The 22,522-nt window shown below is 60.2% G+C and carries 24 protein-coding genes; 16 read left to right on the forward strand and 8 right to left on the reverse strand.

Features of this window, described 5'->3' with window-relative positions:
• Positions 1-14 precede the first annotated feature (14 nt).
• From ftsN to rraA, 5 genes are all read left to right on the forward strand, one after another.
• Positions 15-950, forward strand: a complete 936-nt coding sequence (gene ftsN / locus ACUXAC_RS24310; protein WP_087762548.1) for a cell division protein FtsN — start codon at positions 15-17, stop codon at positions 948-950.
• A 102-nt stretch (positions 951-1,052) separates the two neighbouring features.
• The gene (gene hslV / locus ACUXAC_RS24315; RefSeq protein WP_004931085.1) at positions 1,053-1,583 is read left to right on the forward strand and encodes an ATP-dependent protease subunit HslV; all 531 of its coding nucleotides are present in this window, start codon (positions 1,053-1,055) and stop codon (positions 1,581-1,583) included.
• A gap of 12 nt (positions 1,584-1,595) precedes the next feature.
• A complete protein-coding gene (hslU, locus tag ACUXAC_RS24320) occupies positions 1,596-2,930 on the forward strand; it encodes an HslU--HslV peptidase ATPase subunit (RefSeq protein WP_025304663.1) in 1,335 nt (444 codons plus the stop codon).
• Between the two features lie 96 nt (positions 2,931-3,026).
• Positions 3,027-3,944, forward strand: coding sequence for a 1,4-dihydroxy-2-naphthoate polyprenyltransferase (locus ACUXAC_RS24325; protein ID WP_015379416.1), 918 nt, complete (start codon positions 3,027-3,029; stop codon positions 3,942-3,944).
• 75 nt (positions 3,945-4,019) lie between these two features.
• Entirely contained in the window at positions 4,020-4,505 is a 486-nt protein-coding gene (gene rraA, locus ACUXAC_RS24330; protein WP_038872664.1) for a ribonuclease E activity regulator RraA, read from the forward strand.
• Between the two features lie 60 nt (positions 4,506-4,565).
• Here the strand turns inward: rraA and zapB are convergent, their stop codons facing one another.
• Complete coding sequence (zapB, locus tag ACUXAC_RS24335) at positions 4,566-4,805, reverse strand: septal ring assembly protein ZapB (protein WP_004931092.1); 240 nt, start codon at positions 4,803-4,805, stop codon at positions 4,566-4,568.
• Positions 4,806-5,329: 524 nt separating this feature from the next.
• Between zapB and ACUXAC_RS24340 the strand changes: the two genes are divergently transcribed.
• The 3 genes from ACUXAC_RS24340 to glpX all read left to right on the forward strand — a co-directional run bounded on the left by ACUXAC_RS24340 (position 5,330) and on the right by glpX (position 8,865).
• Entirely contained in the window at positions 5,330-6,175 is an 846-nt protein-coding gene (locus tag ACUXAC_RS24340) for an MIP/aquaporin family protein (protein WP_387445507.1), read from the forward strand.
• 42 nt (positions 6,176-6,217) lie between these two features.
• Positions 6,218-7,726: a glycerol kinase GlpK gene (glpK, locus tag ACUXAC_RS24345; protein ID WP_019452234.1), complete on the forward strand. Its 1,509-nt coding sequence runs from the start codon at positions 6,218-6,220 to the stop codon at positions 7,724-7,726.
• A gap of 128 nt (positions 7,727-7,854) precedes the next feature.
• On the forward strand, positions 7,855-8,865 hold the full coding sequence (gene glpX, locus ACUXAC_RS24350; protein WP_070913792.1) for a class II fructose-bisphosphatase: 1,011 nt from the start codon (positions 7,855-7,857) through the stop codon (positions 8,863-8,865).
• A 40-nt stretch (positions 8,866-8,905) separates the two neighbouring features.
• Here glpX and tehA read toward each other — a convergent pair whose 3' ends face one another.
• On the reverse strand, positions 8,906-9,880 hold the full coding sequence (gene tehA / locus ACUXAC_RS24355; protein ID WP_454266929.1) for a dicarboxylate transporter/tellurite-resistance protein TehA: 975 nt from the start codon (positions 9,878-9,880) through the stop codon (positions 8,906-8,908).
• A 134-nt stretch (positions 9,881-10,014) separates the two neighbouring features.
• Positions 10,015-11,199 carry a multidrug efflux MFS transporter EmrD gene (emrD, locus tag ACUXAC_RS24360; protein WP_004931102.1) on the reverse strand — a complete coding sequence of 395 codons (1,185 nt, stop codon included), beginning with the start codon at positions 11,197-11,199 and terminating at the stop codon, positions 10,015-10,017.
• 297 nt (positions 11,200-11,496) lie between these two features.
• Between emrD and ACUXAC_RS24365 the strand changes: the two genes are divergently transcribed.
• Together ACUXAC_RS24365 and fpr are read left to right on the forward strand one after the other, a co-directional pair.
• Positions 11,497-12,108, forward strand: coding sequence for a helix-turn-helix transcriptional regulator (locus tag ACUXAC_RS24365; protein ID WP_047729617.1), 612 nt, complete (start codon positions 11,497-11,499; stop codon positions 12,106-12,108).
• A gap of 3 nt (positions 12,109-12,111) precedes the next feature.
• A complete protein-coding gene (fpr, locus tag ACUXAC_RS24370; protein ID WP_387445499.1) occupies positions 12,112-12,858 on the forward strand; it encodes a ferredoxin--NADP(+) reductase in 747 nt (248 codons plus the stop codon).
• A gap of 11 nt (positions 12,859-12,869) precedes the next feature.
• Here the strand turns inward: fpr and ACUXAC_RS24375 are convergent, their stop codons facing one another.
• The gene (locus ACUXAC_RS24375) at positions 12,870-13,289 is read right to left on the reverse strand and encodes a DUF805 domain-containing protein (protein WP_047729615.1); all 420 of its coding nucleotides are present in this window, start codon (positions 13,287-13,289) and stop codon (positions 12,870-12,872) included.
• Between the two features lie 199 nt (positions 13,290-13,488).
• On the opposite strand from ACUXAC_RS24375, the gene ACUXAC_RS24380 reads away from it, so the two are divergent.
• The gene (locus tag ACUXAC_RS24380; RefSeq protein ID WP_047729614.1) at positions 13,489-14,073 is read left to right on the forward strand and encodes a DUF1454 family protein; all 585 of its coding nucleotides are present in this window, start codon (positions 13,489-13,491) and stop codon (positions 14,071-14,073) included.
• 127 nt (positions 14,074-14,200) lie between these two features.
• Positions 14,201-14,968, forward strand: a complete 768-nt coding sequence (gene tpiA / locus ACUXAC_RS24385) for a triose-phosphate isomerase (RefSeq protein WP_004931113.1) — start codon at positions 14,201-14,203, stop codon at positions 14,966-14,968.
• Positions 14,969-15,033: 65 nt separating this feature from the next.
• Here tpiA and ACUXAC_RS24390 read toward each other — a convergent pair whose 3' ends face one another.
• The 4 genes from ACUXAC_RS24390 to cpxP all read right to left on the reverse strand — a co-directional run bounded on the left by ACUXAC_RS24390 (position 15,034) and on the right by cpxP (position 18,918).
• Complete coding sequence (locus ACUXAC_RS24390; RefSeq protein ID WP_060424973.1) at positions 15,034-16,023, reverse strand: sulfate ABC transporter substrate-binding protein; 990 nt, start codon at positions 16,021-16,023, stop codon at positions 15,034-15,036.
• Between the two features lie 186 nt (positions 16,024-16,209).
• Complete coding sequence (pfkA, locus tag ACUXAC_RS24395; protein ID WP_004931116.1) at positions 16,210-17,172, reverse strand: 6-phosphofructokinase; 963 nt, start codon at positions 17,170-17,172, stop codon at positions 16,210-16,212.
• Positions 17,173-17,403: 231 nt separating this feature from the next.
• Entirely contained in the window at positions 17,404-18,306 is a 903-nt protein-coding gene (gene fieF / locus ACUXAC_RS24400) for a CDF family cation-efflux transporter FieF (RefSeq protein WP_033649885.1), read from the reverse strand.
• 132 nt (positions 18,307-18,438) lie between these two features.
• Positions 18,439-18,918: a cell-envelope stress modulator CpxP gene (cpxP, locus tag ACUXAC_RS24405; protein WP_004931122.1), complete on the reverse strand. Its 480-nt coding sequence runs from the start codon at positions 18,916-18,918 to the stop codon at positions 18,439-18,441.
• Between the two features lie 148 nt (positions 18,919-19,066).
• Here cpxP and cpxR point away from each other — a divergent pair, with 148 nt between their 5' ends.
• From cpxR to ACUXAC_RS24425, 4 genes are all read left to right on the forward strand, one after another.
• A complete protein-coding gene (gene cpxR, locus ACUXAC_RS24410) occupies positions 19,067-19,765 on the forward strand; it encodes an envelope stress response regulator transcription factor CpxR (RefSeq protein ID WP_004931124.1) in 699 nt (232 codons plus the stop codon).
• Positions 19,762-21,156 carry an envelope stress sensor histidine kinase CpxA gene (cpxA, locus tag ACUXAC_RS24415; protein ID WP_387445492.1) on the forward strand — a complete coding sequence of 465 codons (1,395 nt, stop codon included), beginning with the start codon at positions 19,762-19,764 and terminating at the stop codon, positions 21,154-21,156. The genes cpxR and cpxA overlap by 4 nt, the downstream gene beginning before the upstream one ends.
• A gap of 43 nt (positions 21,157-21,199) precedes the next feature.
• A complete protein-coding gene (gene trmL / locus ACUXAC_RS24420; protein WP_004931130.1) occupies positions 21,200-21,673 on the forward strand; it encodes a tRNA (uridine(34)/cytosine(34)/5-carboxymethylaminomethyluridine(34)-2'-O)-methyltransferase TrmL in 474 nt (157 codons plus the stop codon).
• 61 nt (positions 21,674-21,734) lie between these two features.
• The gene (locus ACUXAC_RS24425) at positions 21,735-22,508 is read left to right on the forward strand and encodes a CHAD domain-containing protein (protein WP_387445489.1); all 774 of its coding nucleotides are present in this window, start codon (positions 21,735-21,737) and stop codon (positions 22,506-22,508) included.
• Positions 22,509-22,522: the final 14 nt, after the last annotated feature.

Genomic DNA, 22,522 nt, shown 5'->3' on the forward strand with positions numbered 1-22,522 from the left:
ACAGCGGAATAATAGTGGCACAAAAAGACTATGTAAGCCGTGGGCGCGCAGCAGGAGCTAAGCGTAAAACCCCCAGCCGTAAAAAACGCAGTTCTCCGAAGGTTTCCAAAACCGTGCTGGCGTTAGCCGCCGCGTTGCTGGTTGTCTTTGTCGGTGGCCTCTATTTCATTACGCACAACAAGCCGGAAGACGCGCCGTTGTTGCCTGCGCACACCACGCGCCCCGGCAACGGCCTGCCGCCGAAGCCGGAAGAGCGCTGGCGCTACATCAAAGAGCTGGAAAACCGGCAGATCGGCGTGCAAACCCCGACCGAACCGACGGCCGGCGGCGAGCTCAATTCCAAAACTCAGCTGACCGCCGAACAGCGGCAGCTGCTGGAGCAGATGCAGGCCGATATGCAGCAGCGCCCGACGCAGTTGAACGAAGTGCCGTATAACGATCCGGGCCAGGCCAACGCGCGCAGCACCCGCCAACAGCAGCAGATGCAACAACAGCAAATGCAGCAGCAGCCGGTACAGCAACAGCAGCAGGTCAGCCAGCCGCCGCGCAACCCGTTCAGCAACGGGGCCACTACCGCGCCGGTGCAGCCGCACCCGCAGCCAAAACCGACTACCCAGCAACCGGTGCAGGTGAAACAGCCTGAGCCGAAGCCGCAACCGAAGCCGGAGCCCAAACCGGAAGTGAAGCAGGAAACGGCCAAGCAGGAAACCAAACCGGAATCGAAGCAGAAGTGGATGGTGCAATGCGGTTCGTTCCGCGCCACCGATCAGGCTGAATCCGTGCGTGCGCGCCTGGCGTTCGAAGGCATCGAGAGCCGCATCACCGCCGGCGGCGGTTGGAATCGCGTGGTGCTCGGCCCGTACAGCAGCCGTGCCGCCGCGGACAAAACCCTTTCGCGCCTGAAGGGCGTCGGCATGTCGAGTTGCATTCCCCTCTCCGTTGGGGGTTGAAAAGCGTCAATCCCCCCCCATCTATACTCTCAATATGCCTCGTAGCGTCTGCGAAAGCAGGCGCTGCGGGGACTTCTTTCCGTCTTTAACGAGGGTCTGCTCGTGACAACAATTGTAAGCGTACGCCGCAACGGCCAGGTCGTCATCGGTGGTGATGGCCAGGCAACCCTGGGTAATACGGTGATGAAGGGTAACGTCAAGAAAGTGCGTCGCCTGTATAACGACAAAGTGATCGCCGGTTTCGCCGGTGGCACCGCTGACGCCTTCACGCTGTTTGAACTGTTTGAACGCAAACTGGAAATGCATCAGGGCCACCTGGTGAAAGCCGCCGTCGAGCTGGCGAAAGACTGGCGCACCGACCGCATGTTGCGCAAGCTCGAAGCGCTGCTGGCGGTCGCCGATGAAACCGCCTCGCTGATCATCACCGGCAACGGCGATGTGGTGCAGCCGGAAAACGATCTGATCGCCATCGGCTCCGGCGGCCCGTACGCCCAGGCCGCAGCCCGCGCCATGTTGGAAAATACCGAGCTGAGCGCCCGCGACATCGTTGAGAAATCCCTCAACATCGCCGGCGACATCTGTATTTACACCAACCATTTCCACACCATTGAAGAATTGCCTTCCAAAGCGTAAGGATCGAATACCATGTCTGAAATGACCCCGCGCGAGATCGTCAGCGAACTGGACAGCTATATCATTGGCCAAAACAAGGCCAAACGCGCTGTCGCCATTGCCCTGCGCAACCGCTGGCGCCGGATGCAGCTCAACGAGATGCTGCGTCACGAAGTGACCCCGAAAAACATTCTGATGATCGGCCCAACCGGCGTCGGTAAAACCGAAATCGCCCGTCGTCTGGCGAAGCTGGCCAACGCGCCGTTCATCAAGGTTGAAGCCACCAAGTTCACCGAAGTGGGCTATGTGGGCAAAGAAGTGGACTCCATCATCCGCGATCTGACCGATGCCGCCATCAAAATGGTGCGCATGCAGTCGATCGAGAAAAACCGCACCCGTGCCGAAGAGTTGGCCGAAGAGCGCATTCTCGACGTGCTGATCCCGCCGGCCAAGAACAACTGGGGCCAGCCGGAAGAGCATCAGGAGCCGTCCGCCGCCCGCCAGGCATTCCGCAAGAAACTGCGCGAAGGCCAGCTGGACGACAAAGAGATCGAAATCGATCTGGCCGCGGCGCCGATGGGCGTGGAAATCATGGCGCCTCCGGGCATGGAAGAGATGACCAACCAGCTGCAGTCGATGTTCCAGAACCTTGGCGGCCAGAAGCAAAAGCCGCGCAAGGTGAAGATCAAAGAAGCCTTCAAGCTGCTGGTGGAAGAAGAAGCCGCCAAGCTGGTGAACCCGGAAGAGCTGAAAGAGCAGGCGATCGAAGCGGTTGAACAGCACGGCATCGTGTTTATCGACGAGATCGACAAAATCTGTAAGCGCGGCGGCCAGAGCTCCGGCCCGGACGTCTCGCGCGAAGGCGTGCAGCGCGATCTGCTGCCGCTGGTGGAAGGCTGCACCGTGTCGACCAAGCACGGTATGGTGAAGACCGACCACATCCTGTTCATCGCTTCCGGCGCGTTCCAGACCGCCAATCCGTCGGATCTGATCCCGGAACTGCAGGGCCGTCTGCCGATCCGCGTTGAGCTGCAGGCGCTGACCACTGAAGACTTCGAGCGCATCCTGACCGAGCCGAGCGCGTCGCTGACCGAGCAGTACAAAGCGCTGATGGGCACCGAAGGCGTCAACATCGAGTTCACCGCCGACGGCATCCGCCGCATCGCCGAAGCCGCGTGGCAGGTCAACGAAAGCACCGAGAATATCGGCGCGCGTCGTCTGCACACCGTGCTGGAACGTCTGATGGAAGATATTTCCTACGATGCGAGTGAAATTAATGGCCAATCCATTACAATTGATGCGGATTACGTGCGCAGTCATCTGGATGAACTGGTGGCGGATGAAGATTTGAGTCGTTTTATCCTATAATCGCTCAATCATTGTCTTGTCAGTCATCTGTGTGGGAGGCATTGCCTCCCACAATTATTTCTAACGGACACCGCAACTCACCGACAGAAGCGAAACATGAGCTCATCAACCTCCACCACCCCGATCTCCGCCTGGCTGGAAAGTCTACGCCCCCGCACCCTGCCGTTGGCTTTTGCCTCCATCGTGGTCGGCTCGGCCATCGCCGCCTGGCACGGCAGCCTGAAACCTGAAGTGGCGCTGCTGGCGCTGTTGACCGCCGGCCTGCTGCAGATCCTCTCCAACCTGGCGAACGACTACGGCGATGCGGTCAAAGGCAGCGACAAAGAAGATCGCATCGGGCCGTTGCGCGGCATGCAAAAAGGCATGATCACCCAGGCGCAGATGAAACGGGCGCTGGTGGTGACGGTGGTGCTGATCGCCCTCGCCGGCTGTTCGCTGATCGCAGTCGCCTGCGAGCAACCCAGCGACGTGGTGGGCTTCCTGGTGCTGGGCGGGCTGTCTATCGTGGCGGCCATCACCTATACCGTCGGCAACAAGCCCTACGGGTATTTGGGGCTGGGCGACATCTCGGTGCTGGTGTTCTTCGGCTGGCTGAGCGTGGCCGGCACCTACTATCTGCAAACGCACACCTTCGACAGCGTCGTGATGCTGCCGGCCACCGCCTGTGGCCTGCTGGCGACGGCGGTGCTCAACATCAACAATCTGCGCGATATCGAGAGCGATCGCGAAAACGGCAAGAACACGCTGGCGGTGCGCCTCGGCCCGCACAAGGCGCGCATTTACCATGCCCTGCTGCTCGGCGGCGCGGTGCTGTGTTTCGCGCTGTTTACGCTGTTCAATCTCCACAGCCCGTGGGGCTGGCTGTTCGTGCTGGCGATCCCGCTGCTGGTGCGCCACGGCCTGCGCGTGTTGCGCGATCCGACGCCGGTCGGCATGCGGCCGATGCTGGAACACATGGTCAAGGCGGCGTTGCTGGCCAACCTGCTGTTCGCCATCGGCGTGGCGCTCAGTTAAAAACTGATGATTTTGCCAACAGGGCGAATAAAGGGATATACTGAACATTCCAGCGGCAAACAGACGTAAAATCCTATGAAATACGATACTTCCGAACTTTGCGACATCTATCATGAAGAGGTGAACGTTGTTGAACCTCTGTTCTCCAATTTTGGCGGGCGTACTTCATTTGGCGGGCAGATCACCACGGTGAAATGCTTTGAGGATAACGGCCTGTTGTTCGATCTGCTTGAAGAAAACGGCCGCGGCCGCGTGCTGTTGGTCGACGGCGGCGGTTCGGTACGCCGGGCGCTGATCAACGCCGAACTGGCGCGCCTGGCCGCCCAGAACGAATGGGAAGGCATCGTGGTGTACGGCGCGGTGCGTCAGGTGGACGATCTGGAAGAACTCGACATCGGCATTCAGGCGATGGCGGCGATCCCGGTGGGTGCCGTGAGCGAAGGCGTGGGCGAAAGCGATATCCGCGTCAACTTCGGCGGCGTCACCTTCTTCTCCGGCGATCACCTGTATGCCGACAACACCGGCATCATCCTCTCCGAAGACCCGCTCGACATCGAGTGATTTTCGGTCATGAAAAAGGGCGCCTGAGGCGCCCTTTTCGTTGCTGCATGGCGTGAGGAATCAGACCTCTTCCATTTTGCCCAGCAGAGCGCGCAGGCGATCTTGCCATACGTGCTGTTCTTCTTTCAGCTGTTGGTTTTCGCGCACCAGCGCTTCGTGGTTGCCGGAGGCAGCCTGAACTTCCTGCGACAGAGAGTTGTTTTTGTCTTTCAGCTCTTCAATTTCCATCTGCAACAAGGTGATGGTATCAATCGCCTGCTGTACTTTTGCTTCCAGTTTCTCAAATACTTCAAATGACATGCTTCAGTCCCCTCATGATAGCAAGGCGTACATCTATAAGTAGCGGCCGCAACGTCGGCTGCAGCTACTGCGAATATTGCATCGCGCTCAGTGACGCGCGCCGTTACGGAAGGCGCGCCAGTCTCGATTCGTTAAAAACGATTGTAAGTAGCCAGTCTCCGCCTGTCTAGCAACATACCGGATCATCGCGCAGTCTGTTGCAATTTTCCTGCCCCCGCCATCAGCAAAAACTGAAAATCCCCGCCGCCACCGCCGCGAGTTGTTAACAACCCTCGCCAAACCACTGGTCAGATCACACTTTTATGGCTCAGAAAGAACACTAAACGACGCGAAATCGCTCAATTTTATGACGCGCCACACACATTTTGATTTCGCTATTTCTCGTTTATGTTCGTTAACGATAAATTTACATCACGTCCTTATTCAATAATTGGACGAGATGAAAAAAACTGTGCCCATAGGCCGGATGTATACCCAACTGAGCCTATAAACCAACAACCGCCGTTTTGCAGGACAACAACATTATGAGCCAAACCACCAGTCCGACATTAAAAGGCCAGTGCATCGCCGAGTTCCTCGGCACGGCGCTGCTGATCTTCTTTGGCGTAGGCTGCGTTGCCGCGCTGAAACTGGCGGGCGCCAGCTTCGGCCAGTGGGAAATCAGCATCATTTGGGGCCTGGGCGTCGCCATGGCCATCTATCTGACCGCCGCCATTTCCGGCGCGCATCTCAACCCTGCGGTCACCCTCGCTCTGTGGCTGTTCGCCTGCTTCGACGGGCGCAAAGTGGTGCCTTACATCATTGCACAGGTCGCCGGTGCCTTCTGCGCCGCTGCCCTGGTCTATGGGCTGTACTACACCCTGTTCTTCGACTTTGAAGCGGCTCACCACATGGTGCGCGGCAGCAACGAAAGCCTCGAACTGGCGGGCATCTTCTCGACTTACCCTAACGCGCACATCTCCGTCGGCCAGGCCTTCCTGGTAGAAACGGTGATCGCCGCCATTCTGATGTGCCTGATCCTGGCGCTGACCGACGACGGCAACGGCATTCCGCGCGGCCCGCTGGCCCCGCTGCTGATCGGTATTCTGATTGCCGTGATCGGCGCCTCCATGGGACCATTGACCGGCTTTGCGTTGAACCCGGCGCGTGACTTCGGGCCGAAACTGTTTGCCTACCTGGCCGGCTGGGGCAAAGTCGCCTTCACCGGCGCACGGGACATCCCGTACTTCCTGGTGCCGATCTTCGCCCCTATCGTCGGCTGTGGCCTGGGCGCTTTCGGTTACCGCGCGCTGATTGGCCGCCACCTGCCGTGCGACGTCTGCGTGACGGAAGAAGAGCCTGATGCCAAGACCCAGCAGCGCAAAGCGTGATGGGTGCAGTTTTACACGGTTAACAACAGCAGGATAATTACCATGACTGTAGAAAAAAAATACATTGTCGCACTCGACCAAGGGACCACCAGTTCACGCGCCGTCGTGCTCGATCACGACGCCAACATCGTTGCGGTATCGCAGCGCGAATTCCCGCAGATCTATCCAAAGGCCGGCTGGGTTGAGCACGACCCGATGGAGATCTGGGCGTCGCAAAGCTCGACGCTGGTAGAAGTGCTGGCGAAAGCCGACATCAGTTCCGATCAGATCGCCGGCATTGGCATCACCAACCAGCGCGAAACCACCATCGTCTGGGAAAAAGAGACCGGCAAGCCGATTTACAACGCCATCGTCTGGCAGTGCCGCCGCACCGCCGACATCTGCGAGAAGCTCAAGCGCGACGGCCTGGAAGAGTACATCCGTCACAACACCGGCCTGGTGGTTGACCCGTACTTCTCCGGCACCAAGGTGAAGTGGATCCTGGACAACGTCGAAGGCGCCCGCGAGCGCGCCAAGCGCGGCGAACTGCTGTTCGGCACCGTCGATACCTGGCTGGTGTGGAAAATGACCCAGGGCCGCGTACACGTTACCGATTACACCAACGCCTCACGCACCATGATGTTCAACATCCACGAGCTGGACTGGGATGAGCGCATGCTGGAAGTGCTGGATATCCCGCGCGCCATGCTGCCGAAAGTCCGTCCTTCCTCCGAGGTGTACGGCCAGACCAACATCGGCGGTAAAGGCGGCACGCGTATTCCTATCGCCGGTATCGCCGGTGACCAGCAGGCAGCGCTGTACGGCCAGCTGTGCGTTCAACCGGGCATGGCGAAGAACACCTACGGCACCGGCTGCTTCCTGCTGATGAACACCGGCAAAGAAGCGGTGCGCTCGAAAAATGGCCTGCTGACCACCATCGCCTGCGGCCCGCGCGGCGAAGTGAACTATGCGCTGGAAGGCGCGGTGTTCATCGGCGGTGCGTCTATCCAGTGGCTGCGCGATGAGCTGAAACTGATCAGCGACGCCGCCGACTCCGAATACTTCGCCACCAAGGTGAAAGACAGCAACGGCGTCTATGTGGTGCCGGCCTTTACCGGCCTGGGCGCCCCTTACTGGGATCCGTATGCCCGCGGCGCCATCTTCGGCCTGACCCGTGGCGCCAACAGCAACCACATCATCCGCGCCACGCTGGAATCCATCGCCTTCCAGACCCGTGACGTACTGGACGCCATGCAGGCCGACGCCAACACCCGCCTGCAATCGCTGCGCGTGGACGGTGGCGCGGTCGCCAACAACTTCCTGATGCAGTTCCAGTCCGATATCCTCGGCACCCGCGTAGAACGCCCTGAGGTGCGTGAATCGACGGCGCTGGGTGCCGCGTTCCTGGCGGGCCTGGCCATCGGCTACTGGAACGATCTGGATGAAGTGAAGAGCAAAGCGGTGATTGAGCGCGAATTCCGCCCAAGCATCGAAACCACCGAACGCAACTACCGCTACAGCGGCTGGAAAAAAGCGGTGGCTCGTGCTCAGGCATGGGAAGATCACGAGTAATCTCGACGCTGCCGTTTCTCCAACAAGCGCTGCCTGCGGGCGGCGCTTTTTTTTGCCCCGCCCCACCGCCACCGCGCTGTGATAGACTTTGCCGATATTTTCTTCCCTTTCTCACAGACAGGTTTGCCATGAAACGTGAATTAGCCATCGAATTTTCCCGCGTTACCGAAGCCGCCGCGCTGGCGGGCTACAAATGGCTGGGACGCGGCGACAAGAACGCCGCCGACGGCGCGGCGGTCCACGCCATGCGCATCATGCTCAACAAAGTGGATATCGATGGCCGCATCGTGATCGGCGAAGGCGAGATCGACGAAGCGCCGATGCTGTATATCGGCGAACAGGTCGGCACCGGCCAGGGCGACGCGGTCGACATCGCTGTCGATCCGATCGAAGGCACCCGCATGACCGCCATGGGCCAGTCGAATGCGCTGGCGGTCTTGGCGGTGGGCGATCGCGGCACCTTCCTGCACGCGCCGGACATGTACATGGAGAAGCTGGTGGTCGGCCCGGCGGCGCGCGGCGCCATCGATCTCGACCTGCCGCTGGCGGAGAACCTGCAGAACGTCGCCGCACGGCTGGGCAAACCGCTGTCGCAGCTGACGGTGATCGTCTTGGCCAAACCGCGCCACGACGGCGTCATCGCGCAGATGCAGCAGTTGGGCGTGCGGGTGTTCGCCATTCCTGACGGCGACGTGGCGGCCTCCATTCTCACCTGCATGCCGGAAAGCGAGGTCGATGTGATGTATGGCATCGGCGGCGCGCCGGAAGGGGTGATCTCAGCCGCGGTGATCCGCGCGCTGGACGGCGACATGCAGGCGCGTTTGCTGCCGCGCCATGAGGTGAAAGGCGACAGCGCCGAGAACCGCCGCATCGGCGAACAGGAACTGACACGCTGCCGGGAAATGGGTATCGAGGCCGGTCAGGTGCTGCGCATGGACCAGATGGCGCGCAACGACAACGTGATCTTCTCCGCCACCGGCATCACCAAGGGCGATCTGCTGGAGGGTATCAGCCGCCAGGGCAACATGGCCACGACCGAAACCCTGCTGATCCGCGGCAAGTCGCGCACCATCCGCCGCATCCGTTCGACCCACTATCTGGATCGCAAAGACCCGGCGCTGCACGAGTTTTTGCTGTAAGCCGACAAGAGACCGCCCCCAGCAGCCGCTGAGGGCGGGTTCATCCCGCCACCGGCGTTTTGGCGGGCAGCAGTTTCCCACGCAACAGCAGCCACAGCGTCTTCACCATCAGGCCGACGAGCAGCAGGTTAGCCAACGCGAACAGCCCCCTGGCCAGCACTTGCATATCTGCCCCGCGCTGGCTCTGCAACAACCGCAGCGACGCGTTCGCCATCGCCGATAAGCCGAACGAGAAAGCCCACATGCCCGGGCTGAAGCCACCGGCAAAAAACCAACGCACCAACCGGAACATAAAAAACAGCTGCAGCAGGCCGTAGCCCAACAGGATTAAGGCGAACGTATCGAAGTCGTTGCCATTGACGCATAACCACGCGTAGCAGGCGACAAAGGCCGGAGCCAGCTGAATACCGATAACGCCGCGGGCGGCGGCCGGCAGCGCGGCCTTGGTGCGCAGACGGTGGATGATGGCGGGTTCGAGGGTCAGCCATGAAATCAAACCGGCGCCAAGAAACATCATGCCGATATCAGGGTGGCCGGCGGTGCCAAACGCCATCGCGCAGATAAAGTTAGCGGCCACCGTCGGCAGGTAGAATCCCGGCGTCGTGGCCTCCGACGCGAACTCGCCGCGCCACAACGGCGCACAGCGCCAGGCCGAGAAGATGAGCTGGCCGACGGAGCCCGCGACCATCAGCCCATTCGCCAGCGGCAGGCAATAGGGGTGCAGACCGATGGACACCAACACGCCGCCTGCCGGAAGCAAGCTGATAAAACTGAACTGAGTGTTGCTGCGAAACTCGTCACGCACCGCGCGTGGGTCAATCAGGCAGCGGCAGAGATAGATCAGCGCCAACGCCAGCCAGATAGCACTGCCGAGAAAGATGAGCGACTCACCCAGCCAGCCGGGCCCATAGCCGAGCGTGGCGGCGTATCGCCAGGCGCTGCCGAGGCCGAAAACCCCCAGAACCATCCCAAAGAAGCCGACGGGAACACGTTGAATGCACTGCAGTGATGACATAGCGAATAACCCGGAAAAATACTGTCGGTAAAGTGTATACCGATCGCCTCAGCGCAGTAATAACCTGGGTCAAACCGGCGGCAGGACCTTAGTCGTCTTGCAAGACTAAGGCCTGCGCCGGTTCAGGAAGAGGGTTATGCGGTATGCCCCTGATGTTGCATCCGGTTGGACAGCGGCCACCAGCACAGCAGGATCAGCAGCGCCATCGCGAACATCAGCAATCCGAGGCTGAACTGCCCGGTTTGCGGCAGCATGGCGGAAAGCCAGGTCGCGAGCCCCGATCCCATGTTCTGCATGCCGCCCACCAACGCGCCCGCCGCGCCGGCCAGGTAAGGGAACGGCTCCATCGCCCCGGTGGTCGCCAGCGGGAACAGCATGCCGGCGCCGAAGAAGAACAGCGCGGCCGGCACGATCAGCGTCCAGATGTTCATCACGCCGAACCAGCCCGGGATCCACATCATCGCCCCCGCCAGCAGGCAGCTAATCACCGAATGCCACATCAGGGTGTGGAAGGTCTTGCCGTCGCGCCCGGCGTACCAGGCGCCGAAAAACGCCGCCGGGATCGGCAGAATGAACAGGATGCTGACGGTCAGACCGCTCAGCCCCAATACGCCGCCCATCAACACGCCACAGCTGGCCTCGAATACCGCAATCCCCGCCAGCGCGCCGATCAGCATCACCAGATAGCAGCTGAAGGTGCTGTCGCCCAGCAGCTGGCGAAAACTGGCCAGCATGCGGCGTTTTTCCGTCTGCACCGGGCGGGTCTCCGGCAACCAGCGAAACATGGCGAAGGCGACGCAGGCGCACAGCGCCAACAGGAAGGCATAACAGGCGCGCCAGCCGAACACCATTGCCAATGCGCCGCCGATCACCGGCGCCAGCAGCGGGCTAACCAGAATCCCCATGTTCAACAGGCTATTGGCGTAGCGCAGCGCGGTGCCGGCATACAGATCGCGCGGCATGGTGCGCGCCATCACGCCCGCCACGCCGGTGCCCATGCCCTGAATCGCGCTGGCGGCGACCAGCATCGTCAGGTTGGTGGACAGCAGCGCGCCCAGCGCACCGACCAGGAAGATCATCATGCCGGTCAGGATCACCGGACGACGTCCGATACGGTCCGATATCGGACCGTAAATCAGCTGGGAGAAACCGTAGGTCAGCAGATACGCCGCCATCACCCGTTGCACGGCGCCGGTGCGAACCGACAGATCGTGGGCGATATCAGCAATCACGGGAACATAAATGGTTTGCGCCATCTGGCCGACGGCGACCAACAGGATAAGCATCACCAGCAGGTGAAAATTCTCTAGTTTTCTCATTATCTTCGTTAACGTTTCAACCCGTCACAGCGTCCCGGTATGGCCGTTGCAGCAGCCAGAACGGCGAGCAGCCCTCTATGGCGGCATAAACTAATCAAATCTGATTTTTTTAGCGAGTTTCAGGCAGATATTGATCCAGGTCACACTGGCAGCAAACCCGACCAGGCTCGTAAATTAAACTGTACGTCTAACGCTTTGGAGTTAAAAATAGCGCCCTTGCAGTAGCCGCGCTTTAGCATTTAATCGATAATTCTTTTCATCAACTTGAAATAAAATAACACCATAGGGATTTGGTTCATGAAAACACCTGAGCTGATTTTATTGCAGTTAAAGGCTCTCGGCCCGCACTCGGCCAAAATGCTGGCGGAGCGTCTGGACATTACGCCGATGGGCATCCGACAACATCTGCAATCCCTGGAAAAACGTGAGTTGGTTTGTTACGAAGAAGCGCGCAGCAAGGTCGGCCGCCCGACGCGCTACTGGTCGCTGACCGAGCGAGGGCACGCCTTTGCCGCCGCCGATCAGGAGCGGCTGCGGGCATCCGCGCTGCAGCTGTTTGGCGGCGCCGGGGTGGAGCCGTTGCTCAACGCGCGCGAAGAGCAGCTTTATCTGCGTTATGCCGAAGAGCTGTCCGCCGAGCGCAGCCATCAGGACCGGTTAGCCCGCCTGGTGCGCCTGCGGCAACACGACGGTTACATGGCCGAATTGTTCGACCACCCGCACGGCGCGCTGTTGGTGGAAAACCACTGCCCGATCGGCGTGGCCGGTTCCAGCTGCAGCAGCCTGTGCAATTCCGAGCTGCAGCTGTTTCACCGCCTGTTCGGCAACGACTACCGGGTAGAGCGCACCGCGCACGCCATTTCCGGCTCACGACATTGTGCTTATTTGATTCGACCACGGGAGCTTTAGAGTATGGCTGAATGGGTAAACGGCAAGGTTACGCAGGTAAAACAATGGACCGACGGGCTGTTCAGCCTGGTGGTCAATGCCCCCATCGATCCTTTCACCGCCGGGCAATTTGCCAAGCTGGCGCTGGAGATCGACGGCGAACGGGTGCAACGCGCCTACTCCTACGTCAATGCCCCCGACGACGCCAATCTGGAGTTCTATCTGGTCACCGTGCCGGAAGGCAAGCTGAGCCCGCGCCTCAGTCAGCTGCAGCCGGGCTCGGACGTGATGGTAACCAAAGAAGCGGCCGGCTTCTTCGTGCTGGACGAGGTGCCCGACTGCGATACGCTGTGGATGCTGGCGACCGGCACCGCCATCGGCCCCTATTTATCGATTCTGCAGCAGGGCGCCGGCCTGGAGCTCTTCAACAACCTGGTGCTGGTGCATGCCGCGCGCTTTGCGCGTGACCTGAGCTACCTGCCGCTGATGCAGCAACTGCAGCAACGCTACAACGGCAAGCTGCGCATCCAGACCGTCGTCAGCCGCGAAGAGGCGCCCGGCTCATTGACCGGCCGCGTACCGGCGCTGATCGAGGACGGACGGCTGGAAGCGGCGATCGGTTTGACTATCGACGCCGAAACCAGCCACGTGATGCTGTGCGGCAACCCGCAAATGGTGCGGGACACCCAGCAAACGCTGAAAGACCACCGCCAGATGCGCAAGCACCTGCGTCGCAAGCCGGGCCACATCACCAGCGAACACTACTGGTAACCCGGCGAGGGTCAGCGGAACTTCACCGGTTCGGCTTCCGGGCCGAACCGGTTATCTCCCGGCGTGCCGACGAAGGCCCCCAGATCGATCATCATCATCACGATAATCAGCGTCGGAATGAAACGCCCGACGCCCCATTGCCAGATCGGCGCCAGCATCTGCCAGTTCCCCGCCGCCAGCATCCACGCCAGGATCAGCAGCAGCGCCCACCAGCCGGCCTTGTTGCGATCGTGCAGGCGCTTGACCAGCACCGCCGCCGTCGGCCACAGCAGCGCCACGATAAAGAAGGCGATGGATTGGATGGCGACCAGCTGATAATTGGCCAGCGTAAACGCCGCCGCCATCAGCGCCAACCACAGCCCCATCCAAATCCAGAAGTCGCGCCGCCCGATGCGGCCCTTAAAAGAAAAACACCACTGTTGTAACGTCATCGATTCCTGCGCTCTAAGCCTGCCCATATTCTGCGCCGCAGTGTAACATAGGCGCTGCCGGGCCGAGTTTTCCGCCTCGCATAACGCGGTGCGCCGCACAGCTTTCTCGTCAGCGAACCGATAATGGCGTGGGATCTTTGACAAGCCCCGCGGGTTATCGCTTTAATCGGAGCCATCTTTGTCCTTGATGCCATACGCCATGCTGAGAAAAACCCTCGTCATCGCCTGCCTGCTTCAGGTGGCCGCCAGCGCCTGGGCCGATCCGCCGCCCGCCGATGCGACGCCCGCCGCACCTTACCTGCTGGCCGGGGCACCGACGTTCGATCTGACGGTGGTCAAATTCCGCGAAAAATACAACCGCGATAACCCGAAGCTGCCGATTGGCGAATTCCGCGCCATTCCCGCCGCCGAAGACGATTCGCCGCTGCTGACGCGCGCCGCCAGCAAACTCAACGAAAACCTGTACGCCTCCACCGCGCTGGAGAAAGGCACCGGTAAAATCAAAACGTTGCAGATCACTCACCTGCCGCTGCAGCAGGCCAATGAAGAAAAAGCCGCGCGCGCCATCGCCATCAGCTACATGGCGGCGCTGATGCGCCAGTTCGAACCGGCGTTGACGGTGGAACAGAGCCAGAACAAGGTGAACAGCCTGCTGGAAAAAGGCAAAGGGTCGCGCTTTTACCAACAGCAGGTCGGCGCCATTCGCTATGTCGTCTCGGACAACGGCGATAAAGGCGTAACCTTCGCGGTTGAACCGATTAAGCTGGCGCTTTCCGAGCCGTAACGGCGCGGCATTTAATGACGAAAAGCAAAGCCTTCGCGCTTAATGATCTCTATACTGTTGGGCAGGTAAACTGCCGGTCCGGCAGTTGTCATTTCGACTCTCGCGTTTTCTAGTTGGAGGAAAAAACATGCGTCATCCATTAGTTATGGGTAACTGGAAGCTTAACGGCAGCACCCACATGGTCAACGAACTGATCGCCGGCCTGCGCAATGAGCTGAGCAGCGTTGACGGCTGTGGCGTCGCCATCGCCCCGCCGGTGATGTATCTGGATCAGGCCAAGCACGCGCTGGCCGGCAGCCGCATCGCGCTGGGCGCGCAGAACGTGGACGTTAACCTGTCCGGCGCCTTCACCGGTGAAGTTTCCGCCAACATGCTGAAAGACGTCGGCGCCCAATACATCATCATCGGCCACTCCGAGCGTCGCACCTACCACAAAGAGAGCGACGAAGTCATCGCCGAGAAATTCGCCGTGCTGAAAGAAGCCGGCCTGATCCCGGTACTGTGCATCGGTGAAACCGAAGCGGAAAACGCTGCGGGCAAAACTGAAGAAGTGTGTGCGCGCCAGATCGACGCCGTGCTGAAAACACTGGGCGCACCGGCGATGAAAGGCACCGTGATCGCCTATGAGCCGGTCTGGGCCATCGGTACCGGCAAGTCCGCTACCCCTGCGCAGGCGCAGGCCGTGCACAAATTTATCCGTGACCACATCGCCAAACACGATGCCGCGGTTGCCGCTGAAATCATCATCCAGTACGGCGGTTCGGTGAACGACAAGAACGCCGCAGAGCTGTTCTCTCAGCCGGACATCGACGGCGCGCTGGTTGGCGGCGCTTCGCTGAAAGCCGACGCTTTCGCCGTGATCGTCAAAGCCGCTGCCGCAGCGAAAAAAGCCTGATTACCTTAGGCTTGCCATAAAAAAACCCCGGCTTGCCGGGGTTTTTTATTGCCGCTCAGACGGCATCAGCGTTTGCTTATCTCGTCGAACACACCGCCGGTGGCGAAGTGCACCTTCTGCGCTTCGGTCCAGCCGCCGAAGGTGTCATCCACGGTAAACAGCTTCAGCTGCGGGAACTGCCCGGCAAACTTGGCCGCCACCGCCGCATCGCGCGGACGGTAATAGTGCTGTGCCGCGATGGTCTGCCCTTCCGGCGAATACAGATACTTCAGGTAGGCGGTCGCCACGTTGCGGGTACCGCGTTTATCGACCACCTTATCCACTACCGACACCGTCGGTTCGGCCAGGATCGATTCACTCGGGGTGATAATCTCGAACTTGTCTTTGCCCAGTTCTTTCTCCGCCAACAACGCTTCGTTTTCCCAGGCGATCAGCACATCGCCGATACCGCGCTCAACAAAGGTGTTGGTCGCGCCGCGCGCGCCGGAATCTAACACTTCGACGTTCTTGTACAGGTTTTTGACGAAGTCCTGCGCCTTGGCCTTATCGTTGTTGTTGTGGTGCAACGCGTAGCCCCAGGCGGCCAGGTAGTTCCAGCGGGCACCGCCGGAGGTTTTCGGGTTCGGGGTGATCACCGACACACCCGGCTTGAGCAAATCGGGCCAGTCGTGAATCTGTTTCGGGTTGCCTTTGCGCACCAGGAAGACGATGGTCGAGGTGTAAGGCGCCGAGTTGTCCGGCAGGCGTTTGATCCAGTCTTTCTCGATACGCCCGCGTTCGGCGATGGCGTCGACGTCATAGGCCAACGCCAGCGTCACCACGTCGGCCTCGATGCCGTTGATCACCGAGGTCGCCTGTTTGCCGGAGCCGCCATGCGACTGGCGCACCGTCACCTTGTCGCCGGTTTCCGCCTGATAGTGCTTGCTGAATGCCGTGTTGTAAGCCTGATAGAACTCACGCGTCGGATCGTATGACACGTTCAGCAGTTGAATATCCTTCGCCATGGCGCCGGACGCCAACAGCACCAATGTCAGACCAACACCCCATTTACGCATCGACAGGCTCTCCCAGAAAATTAAGCGCAACCTCAATCGGTTGATTTAGCATCAGAGCCTGCCAGAAACTTTCCCGGCAATTAAAGAATAAAAAATTTTGGGATAGATGATTCCGGAATATATCGCCGACGGGCATAAAAAAGCCCCCGCGAGCGGAGGCTTTTTTGTCGTGCGGTGAGCGGCATATCAGTACAGTTTTTTCGCCGTTTCCAGCCAGTCACCCTTGAACGGACGCTTCATGTTTTCGATCGCGTCGATGATGTCGTGATGCACCATTTTTTCGTTCTGGATACCGACGCAGCGGCCGCCGTAACCCTGCAGCAGCAGCTCGATGGCGTAGGCGCCCATGCGCGAGGCCAGGATGCGGTCGTAGGCAACCGGCGAACCGCCGCGTTGAATGTGGCCCAACACGGTAGCGCGAGTTTCACGCTTGGTTTCCTGCTCGATGTGGCGCGCCAGCTCATCGATATCGCAGATGTGCTCGGTGATCGCCACGATGGCGTGTTTTTTACCCTTGGCGATACCGGCCTTGATTTCGCACACCAGGTCTTCGCGGTTGAATTCGATTTCAGGCAGCACGATGAATTCGCAACCGCCGGCAATCGCCGCCGCCAGCGTCAGATCGCCGCAGTAACGGCCCATCACTTCCACGATGGAGATACGCTGGTGCGAAGAGGAGGTATCGCGCAGGCGGTCGATCGCTTCCACCACGGTTTCCAGCGCGGTGAAGTAACCGATGGTGTAGTCGGTACCGGCAACGTCGTTATCGATGGTGCCCGGCAGACCGATGCACGGGAAGCCTTCTTCCGTCAGGCGTTTGGCGCCCATGTAGGAACCGTCGCCGCCGATCACCACCAGCGCGTCGATGCCGCGATTCTTCAGGTTTTCAATCGCCTTGGCGCGCACGTTTTCATCCCTGAACTCCGGGAAGCGGGCCGAGCCGAGGAAGGTGCCGCCGCGGTTGATCATGTCGGACACGCTATAGCGGTCCAGCTGCTCCATGCGATCTTCGTACAAGCCAAGGTAGCCATCGTAAATACCAAAAACTTCCAGACCTTCTGAAAGCGCAGAACGCACAACGCCGCGGATTGCAGCGTTCATACCCGGCGAATCACCGCCGCTCGTCAGTACACCGATTTTCTTGATCATGACTACCTCTGAACTGTGTAGATGCAATTTCTTAAGAATTCTGTCTCCGCCGATCGTCTTGAAACCTCTCCGGCTGCAGAAAACCAGCTTTACGGCTTATTGCTGGATATTATATCAAAAACACCCAGCTGAATTGATTCAAGTCACGCAATATAACGGTAAAAATACCGCATGGCACGCTGAGCTAACTCAGATATTCATGATAATACTTCGATCTATGCCTCTATCTGATTATAGCTCCCAATGCCCCTGCCTACCCGGTGGCACCACGGAGCACGGATCCAGGTGAATGATGACGTCTGCCCCCGCAAAACGGTGCCGCAACGCCTGTTCCACCTGATCGGCCAACCGATGCGCCTCACGCAGCGGCAGCGTGTCTTCCATCTCCAGATGCAGCTGGATGAAACGCGTCGGCCCCGACTGCCGCGTGCGCAGATCGTGCGCGCCTTTCACCCCGGGCCAAGAGGAAACCACCTCGATAATCGCCTGGCGTTCGTCATCCGGCAACGCCCGATCCAGCAGCGACTGCACCGCTTCGTAGCCCATGCGCAGCGCGCTATACAGGATGTAAACGCCGATGCCCAGCGCGAACAGCGCGTCCGCCCGCTGGAAGCCGTACCAGCTTAGCCCAAGAGCGATAAGAATAGCACCATTCATCATGACATCTGACTGATAATGCAGCATATCTGCGCGCACCGCCTGGCTGCGCGTTTTTCTGACCACCCAACGTTGATAGGTGACCAGAATCAGGGTGCTGATCAACGCGATCACCGTCACGACGATCCCGACGCCGGGATCGCGCAGCGTTTGCGGCGCATACAAATGCTGGAAGCCGGTGAGGAACAGAAACAGGGCGGAGCCGGAAATAAACATGCTTTGCGCCAGCGCCGCCAGCGATTCCGCTTTGCCGTGGCCAAAGGTGTGCTCGGCATCGGCCGGCTGCAGCGAATAGCGCACCACCAGAAGGTTGGTCAGCGAGGCGGCAATATCGACCAGCGAATCCACCAGCGCCGCCAGCAGGCTGACCGAACCGGTGTGGTACCAGGCGACGATTTTGATCAACAGCAGCGACGACGCCAGCGCGGTAGCGGCCAACGCAGCGGACTTTACCAGGCGTGCATAGCGCTGTTCCATGAAGGGATCCCGGTCAAAAGGTGTGGCGCTCAATATAGCGAAATGTCGGATAAAAAAAACCCCGCCATCATGGCGGGGAAGACAGGGATGGTGTCTATGGCAAGGAAAAACAGGGGACTACTCAGTCGTACTTCACTTCTGGGCAGAAGCTTGCTGCAAACCAGAAATTTGTTGCTCCATCTGCTGCATACGCTGCTGATGTTTCTGGTCTAAAACACTTTTTTGCTCTGGCGTCAGCAGGTTATACATTTGGTTGCGCACCCGGGCCATTTCGACCTGGCGCTTGACCTGCTGTTGGGCCATCTTTTCCGCCTGGGCATACACGGCGGCTTCGTCAAATTTCTCTGCGGTCACCAGTTTATGCATGGCTTCCATTTCAGCTACATTGACACCAGGCAGATCGTGCCGGGCCTGGCGCATCAAATCGCGCATTTGCTGGCGCTGCTGTTCGCTGAGGCTGACACCGTCGAACATATGGTGCTGGCCGGGTATTCGGGTCATCGCGTCGTTGCCGGGAGGTTGGGCTGTGTCCGGTATAGTGTCGGCAGCGAAGGCAGCGGTCGAACCAATTGCCAGCAGTGATGCCATAACTAATGCGGTCACCTTACGCATTTCAACTCCTCAAGCTTTCTCACTTTGCGAATCAACGAGGAGCAGTGTACCGCTACACCTGAAAACCTGCGTCAGTGCATGTAAAACTACGTAAAGTCATGGAATGGCAACAGTTGATGACGTATTTTGCGTCTGGAGGTAAATCATAATGAACAAGATTCTGTTAGTTGACGACGACCGCGAGTTGACCTCGCTGTTAAAAGAACTGCTTGAAATGGAAGGTTTTAATATCGTCGTCGCGCACGATGGCGAGCAGGCGTTGTCGCTGCTGGACAGCTCCGTCGATCTGCTGCTGCTCGATATCATGATGCCGAAGAAAAACGGCATCGATACGCTGAAAGAACTGCGCCAACATCACCAAACGCCGGTCATCATGCTGACCGCGCGCGGCAGCGAACTGGACCGCGTGCTGGGCCTGGAGCTGGGCGCCGATGATTACCTGCCGAAACCCTTTAACGATCGCGAACTGGTCGCGCGCATTCGCGCCATTCTGCGCCGTTCCAACTGGAGCGAACAGCAGCAGCAGGTCGACAGCGGCGCCCCGACGCTGGATGTCGATGGCCTGCAGCTCAACCCCGGCCGCCAGGAGGCCAGCTTCGACGGTCAGGTACTGGATCTGACCGGCACCGAATTCACCCTGCTTTACCTGCTGGCGCAGCATCTCGGCCAGGTGGTGTCGCGCGAACTGCTGAGCCAGGAAGTGCTGGGCAAACGCCTGACCCCGTTCGATCGCGCCATCGACATGCACATTTCCAACCTGCGGCGTAAGCTGCCGGATCGCAAAGACGGGCATCCGTGGTTCAAAACCCTGCGCGGGCGGGGTTATTTGATGGTATCTGCAACATGATCAACAGTTTGACGGCACGCATCTTCGCCATTTTCTGGTTCACGTTAGCCCTGGTGCTAATGTTGGTGCTGATGGTGCCCAAGCTCGACTCCCGCCAAATGACCTCGCTGCTCGACAGCGAGCAGCGGCAGGGGTTGATGCTGGAACAGCACGTCGAGGCCGAGTTGCAAAACGATCCGGCCAACGATCTGATGTGGTGGCGCCGCCTGTTCCGCGCCATCGACAAATGGGCGCCGCCGGGCCAACGCCTGCTGCTGGTCACCAGCGAAGGCCGGGTGATCGGCGCGCAGCGCAATGAAATGCAGATCGTCCGCAACTTCATCGGCCAATCCGATAATTCAGATCATCCGAAGAAGAAAAAGTACGGTCGCGTCGAGCTGGTCGGGCCGTTCGCGGTGCGCGACGGCGAAGACAACTACCAGCTGTACCTGATCCGCCCCGCCAACAGCCCGCAATCCGATTTCATCAACCTGATGTTCGACCGGCCGCTGCTGCTGCTGATCGTCACCATGCTGATCAGCGCCCCGCTGCTGCTGTGGCTGGCCTGGAGCCTGGCGAAACCGGCACGCAAGCTGAAGAACGCCGCCGATGACGTGGCGCGTGGCAACCTGAAGCAGCATCCGGAACTGGAGGCCGGCCCGCAGGAGTTTCTGGCCACCGGCGCCAGCTTCAACCAGATGGTCAGCGCGCTGGAGCGCATGATGAACGCACAGCAACGGCTGATCTCGGACATCTCGCACGAGCTGCGCACGCCGCTGACGCGCCTGCAGCTGGCCACCGCGTTGATGCGTCGCCGCCATGGTGAAGGCCACGAGCTGGCGCGCATCGAAACCGAAGCGCAGCGGCTGGATTCGATGATCAACGATCTGCTGGCGCTGTCGCGCGGGCAGCAAAAAGGCGAGCTGGCGCGCGAGCAGCTGAAGGCCAACGACCTGTGGGCCGACGTGCTGGACAATGCCCGTTTCGAAGCGGAACAGATGGGCAAGCAGTTGGAGATCACCGCGCCGCCCGGCCCGTGGACGCTGTTCGGCAACGCGAGTGCGCTGGACAGCGCGTTGGAAAACATCGTGCGCAACGCCCTGCGTTATTCGCACACCCGCATTGCCGTGGCGTTCAGCGCCGACAATCAGGGCGTGACCATCCAGGTTGACGACGACGGCCCCGGCGTCAGCGCCGAAGATCGCGAGCAGATCTTCCGTCCGTTCTACCGCACCGATGAAGCGCGCGACCGCGAATCCGGCGGCACCGGCCTCGGCCTGGCGATCGTCGAAGCGGCAGTCAACCAGCATCGCGGCTGGGTGAAGGCCGAAGACAGCCCGCTTGGCGGCCTGCGGCTGGTGCTGTGGCTGCCGATGCATCATCAACGTCTATCGACTAAGACAGAACAGTAAGAGTTTGCTATCCTGCGCCCCTCGTTCACGAGGGGCCTGCAACATGCTGAACATCGTTTTATTTGAACCCGAAATTCCACCCAACACCGGCAATATCATCCGCCTGTGTGCCAATACCGGCTTTAACCTGCACCTGATCGAACCGCTGGGATTCCCGTGGGACGACAAGCGCCTGCGCCGCGCCGGGTTGGACTACCATGAGTTCACCCGCGTCAGCCGCCATGCCGATTACGCCGCCTTTCTCGCCGCCGAAAACCCACAGCGGCTGTTTGCCCTGACCACCAAAGGCACGCCGGCGCACAGCGCCGTCAGCTATCAGGCCGGCGACTATCTGCTGTTCGGCCCGGAAACGCGCGGGTTGCCCGCCGACATCCTCGATGCGCTGCCTGCGCAGCAAAAAATCCGCATCCCGATGCAGGCGCAAAGCCGCAGCATGAACCTGTCGAATGCCGTATCGGTGGTGGTGTATGAGGCCTGGCGGCAGCTGGACTATGCCGGCGCGCTGATCAAGGCATAATCCGCGACGACGCGCCATACTGGAGGCATCATCGCTGCGATGTTCTTTCCAGGAACGGCACATGGCTTTCATCGAGGATATTGTCACCCAGCTTCGCCGCCTCGAGACGGCGCTGAACGAGGCGCTGCTGCGGCTGCAGCAGGCGCAAGACAGCGAAGCGCTGCACGACCTGCGCGTCTGTCTGCGCCGCATTCGCAGCCTGCTGCGCCCGTTGCGCGGCTGCCCCGGCGCAACGCGGCTCGATCGGGCCGCCGCCGAGTTGGGCAGGCTCACGACGCCGCTACGCGATCTCGAGGTGCTGAGCGCCGAGCTGGCGCGCCATCGCCTCGATTGGCAGGCCAACGTGCGCCGGAGCGATCTTCAGGCTCGCTGCCGTCAACTGCTCGCCCATCCGCAGCTCATCGACTTTCCCTCGCTGTTGCACGCCTGGCCGCGCCGCTTCCGCCGCACCGCGCGACGCACCGCCAAATACCGCCTGAACCGGCGCCTACAGCGCCAGCAGCGGCAGCTGCGCCGGGCATTGGCCGATACCGGCTACGATCGCCACCGTCTGCGGCTGCTGATAAAACGCCTGCGTTATGCCGCCGAAGCCTATCCGCAACGCCTTTCCCTCTCTGCCGAAGCGACGGCGGGCCTCAAAGCGGCGCAAAACGCCCTCGGTGACTGGCACGATCGGGAGGTCTGGTGCCTGCAGGCCGAGCATCAGGCGGATCTCTGGCCGTTGTTGCCCCTATGGCAAGTTGAGCAACGCCAGGCGCTGGCCAGAACGGATACCCTACTCGCCGCCTTATCACCGGCGCTGGCGGCGAAAACCGGCGGCGCATCACGATCCTGAAAAAAGGCCACGGC

The sequence above is a fragment of the Serratia sp. 121840015-1 genome, assembly GCF_053627655.1.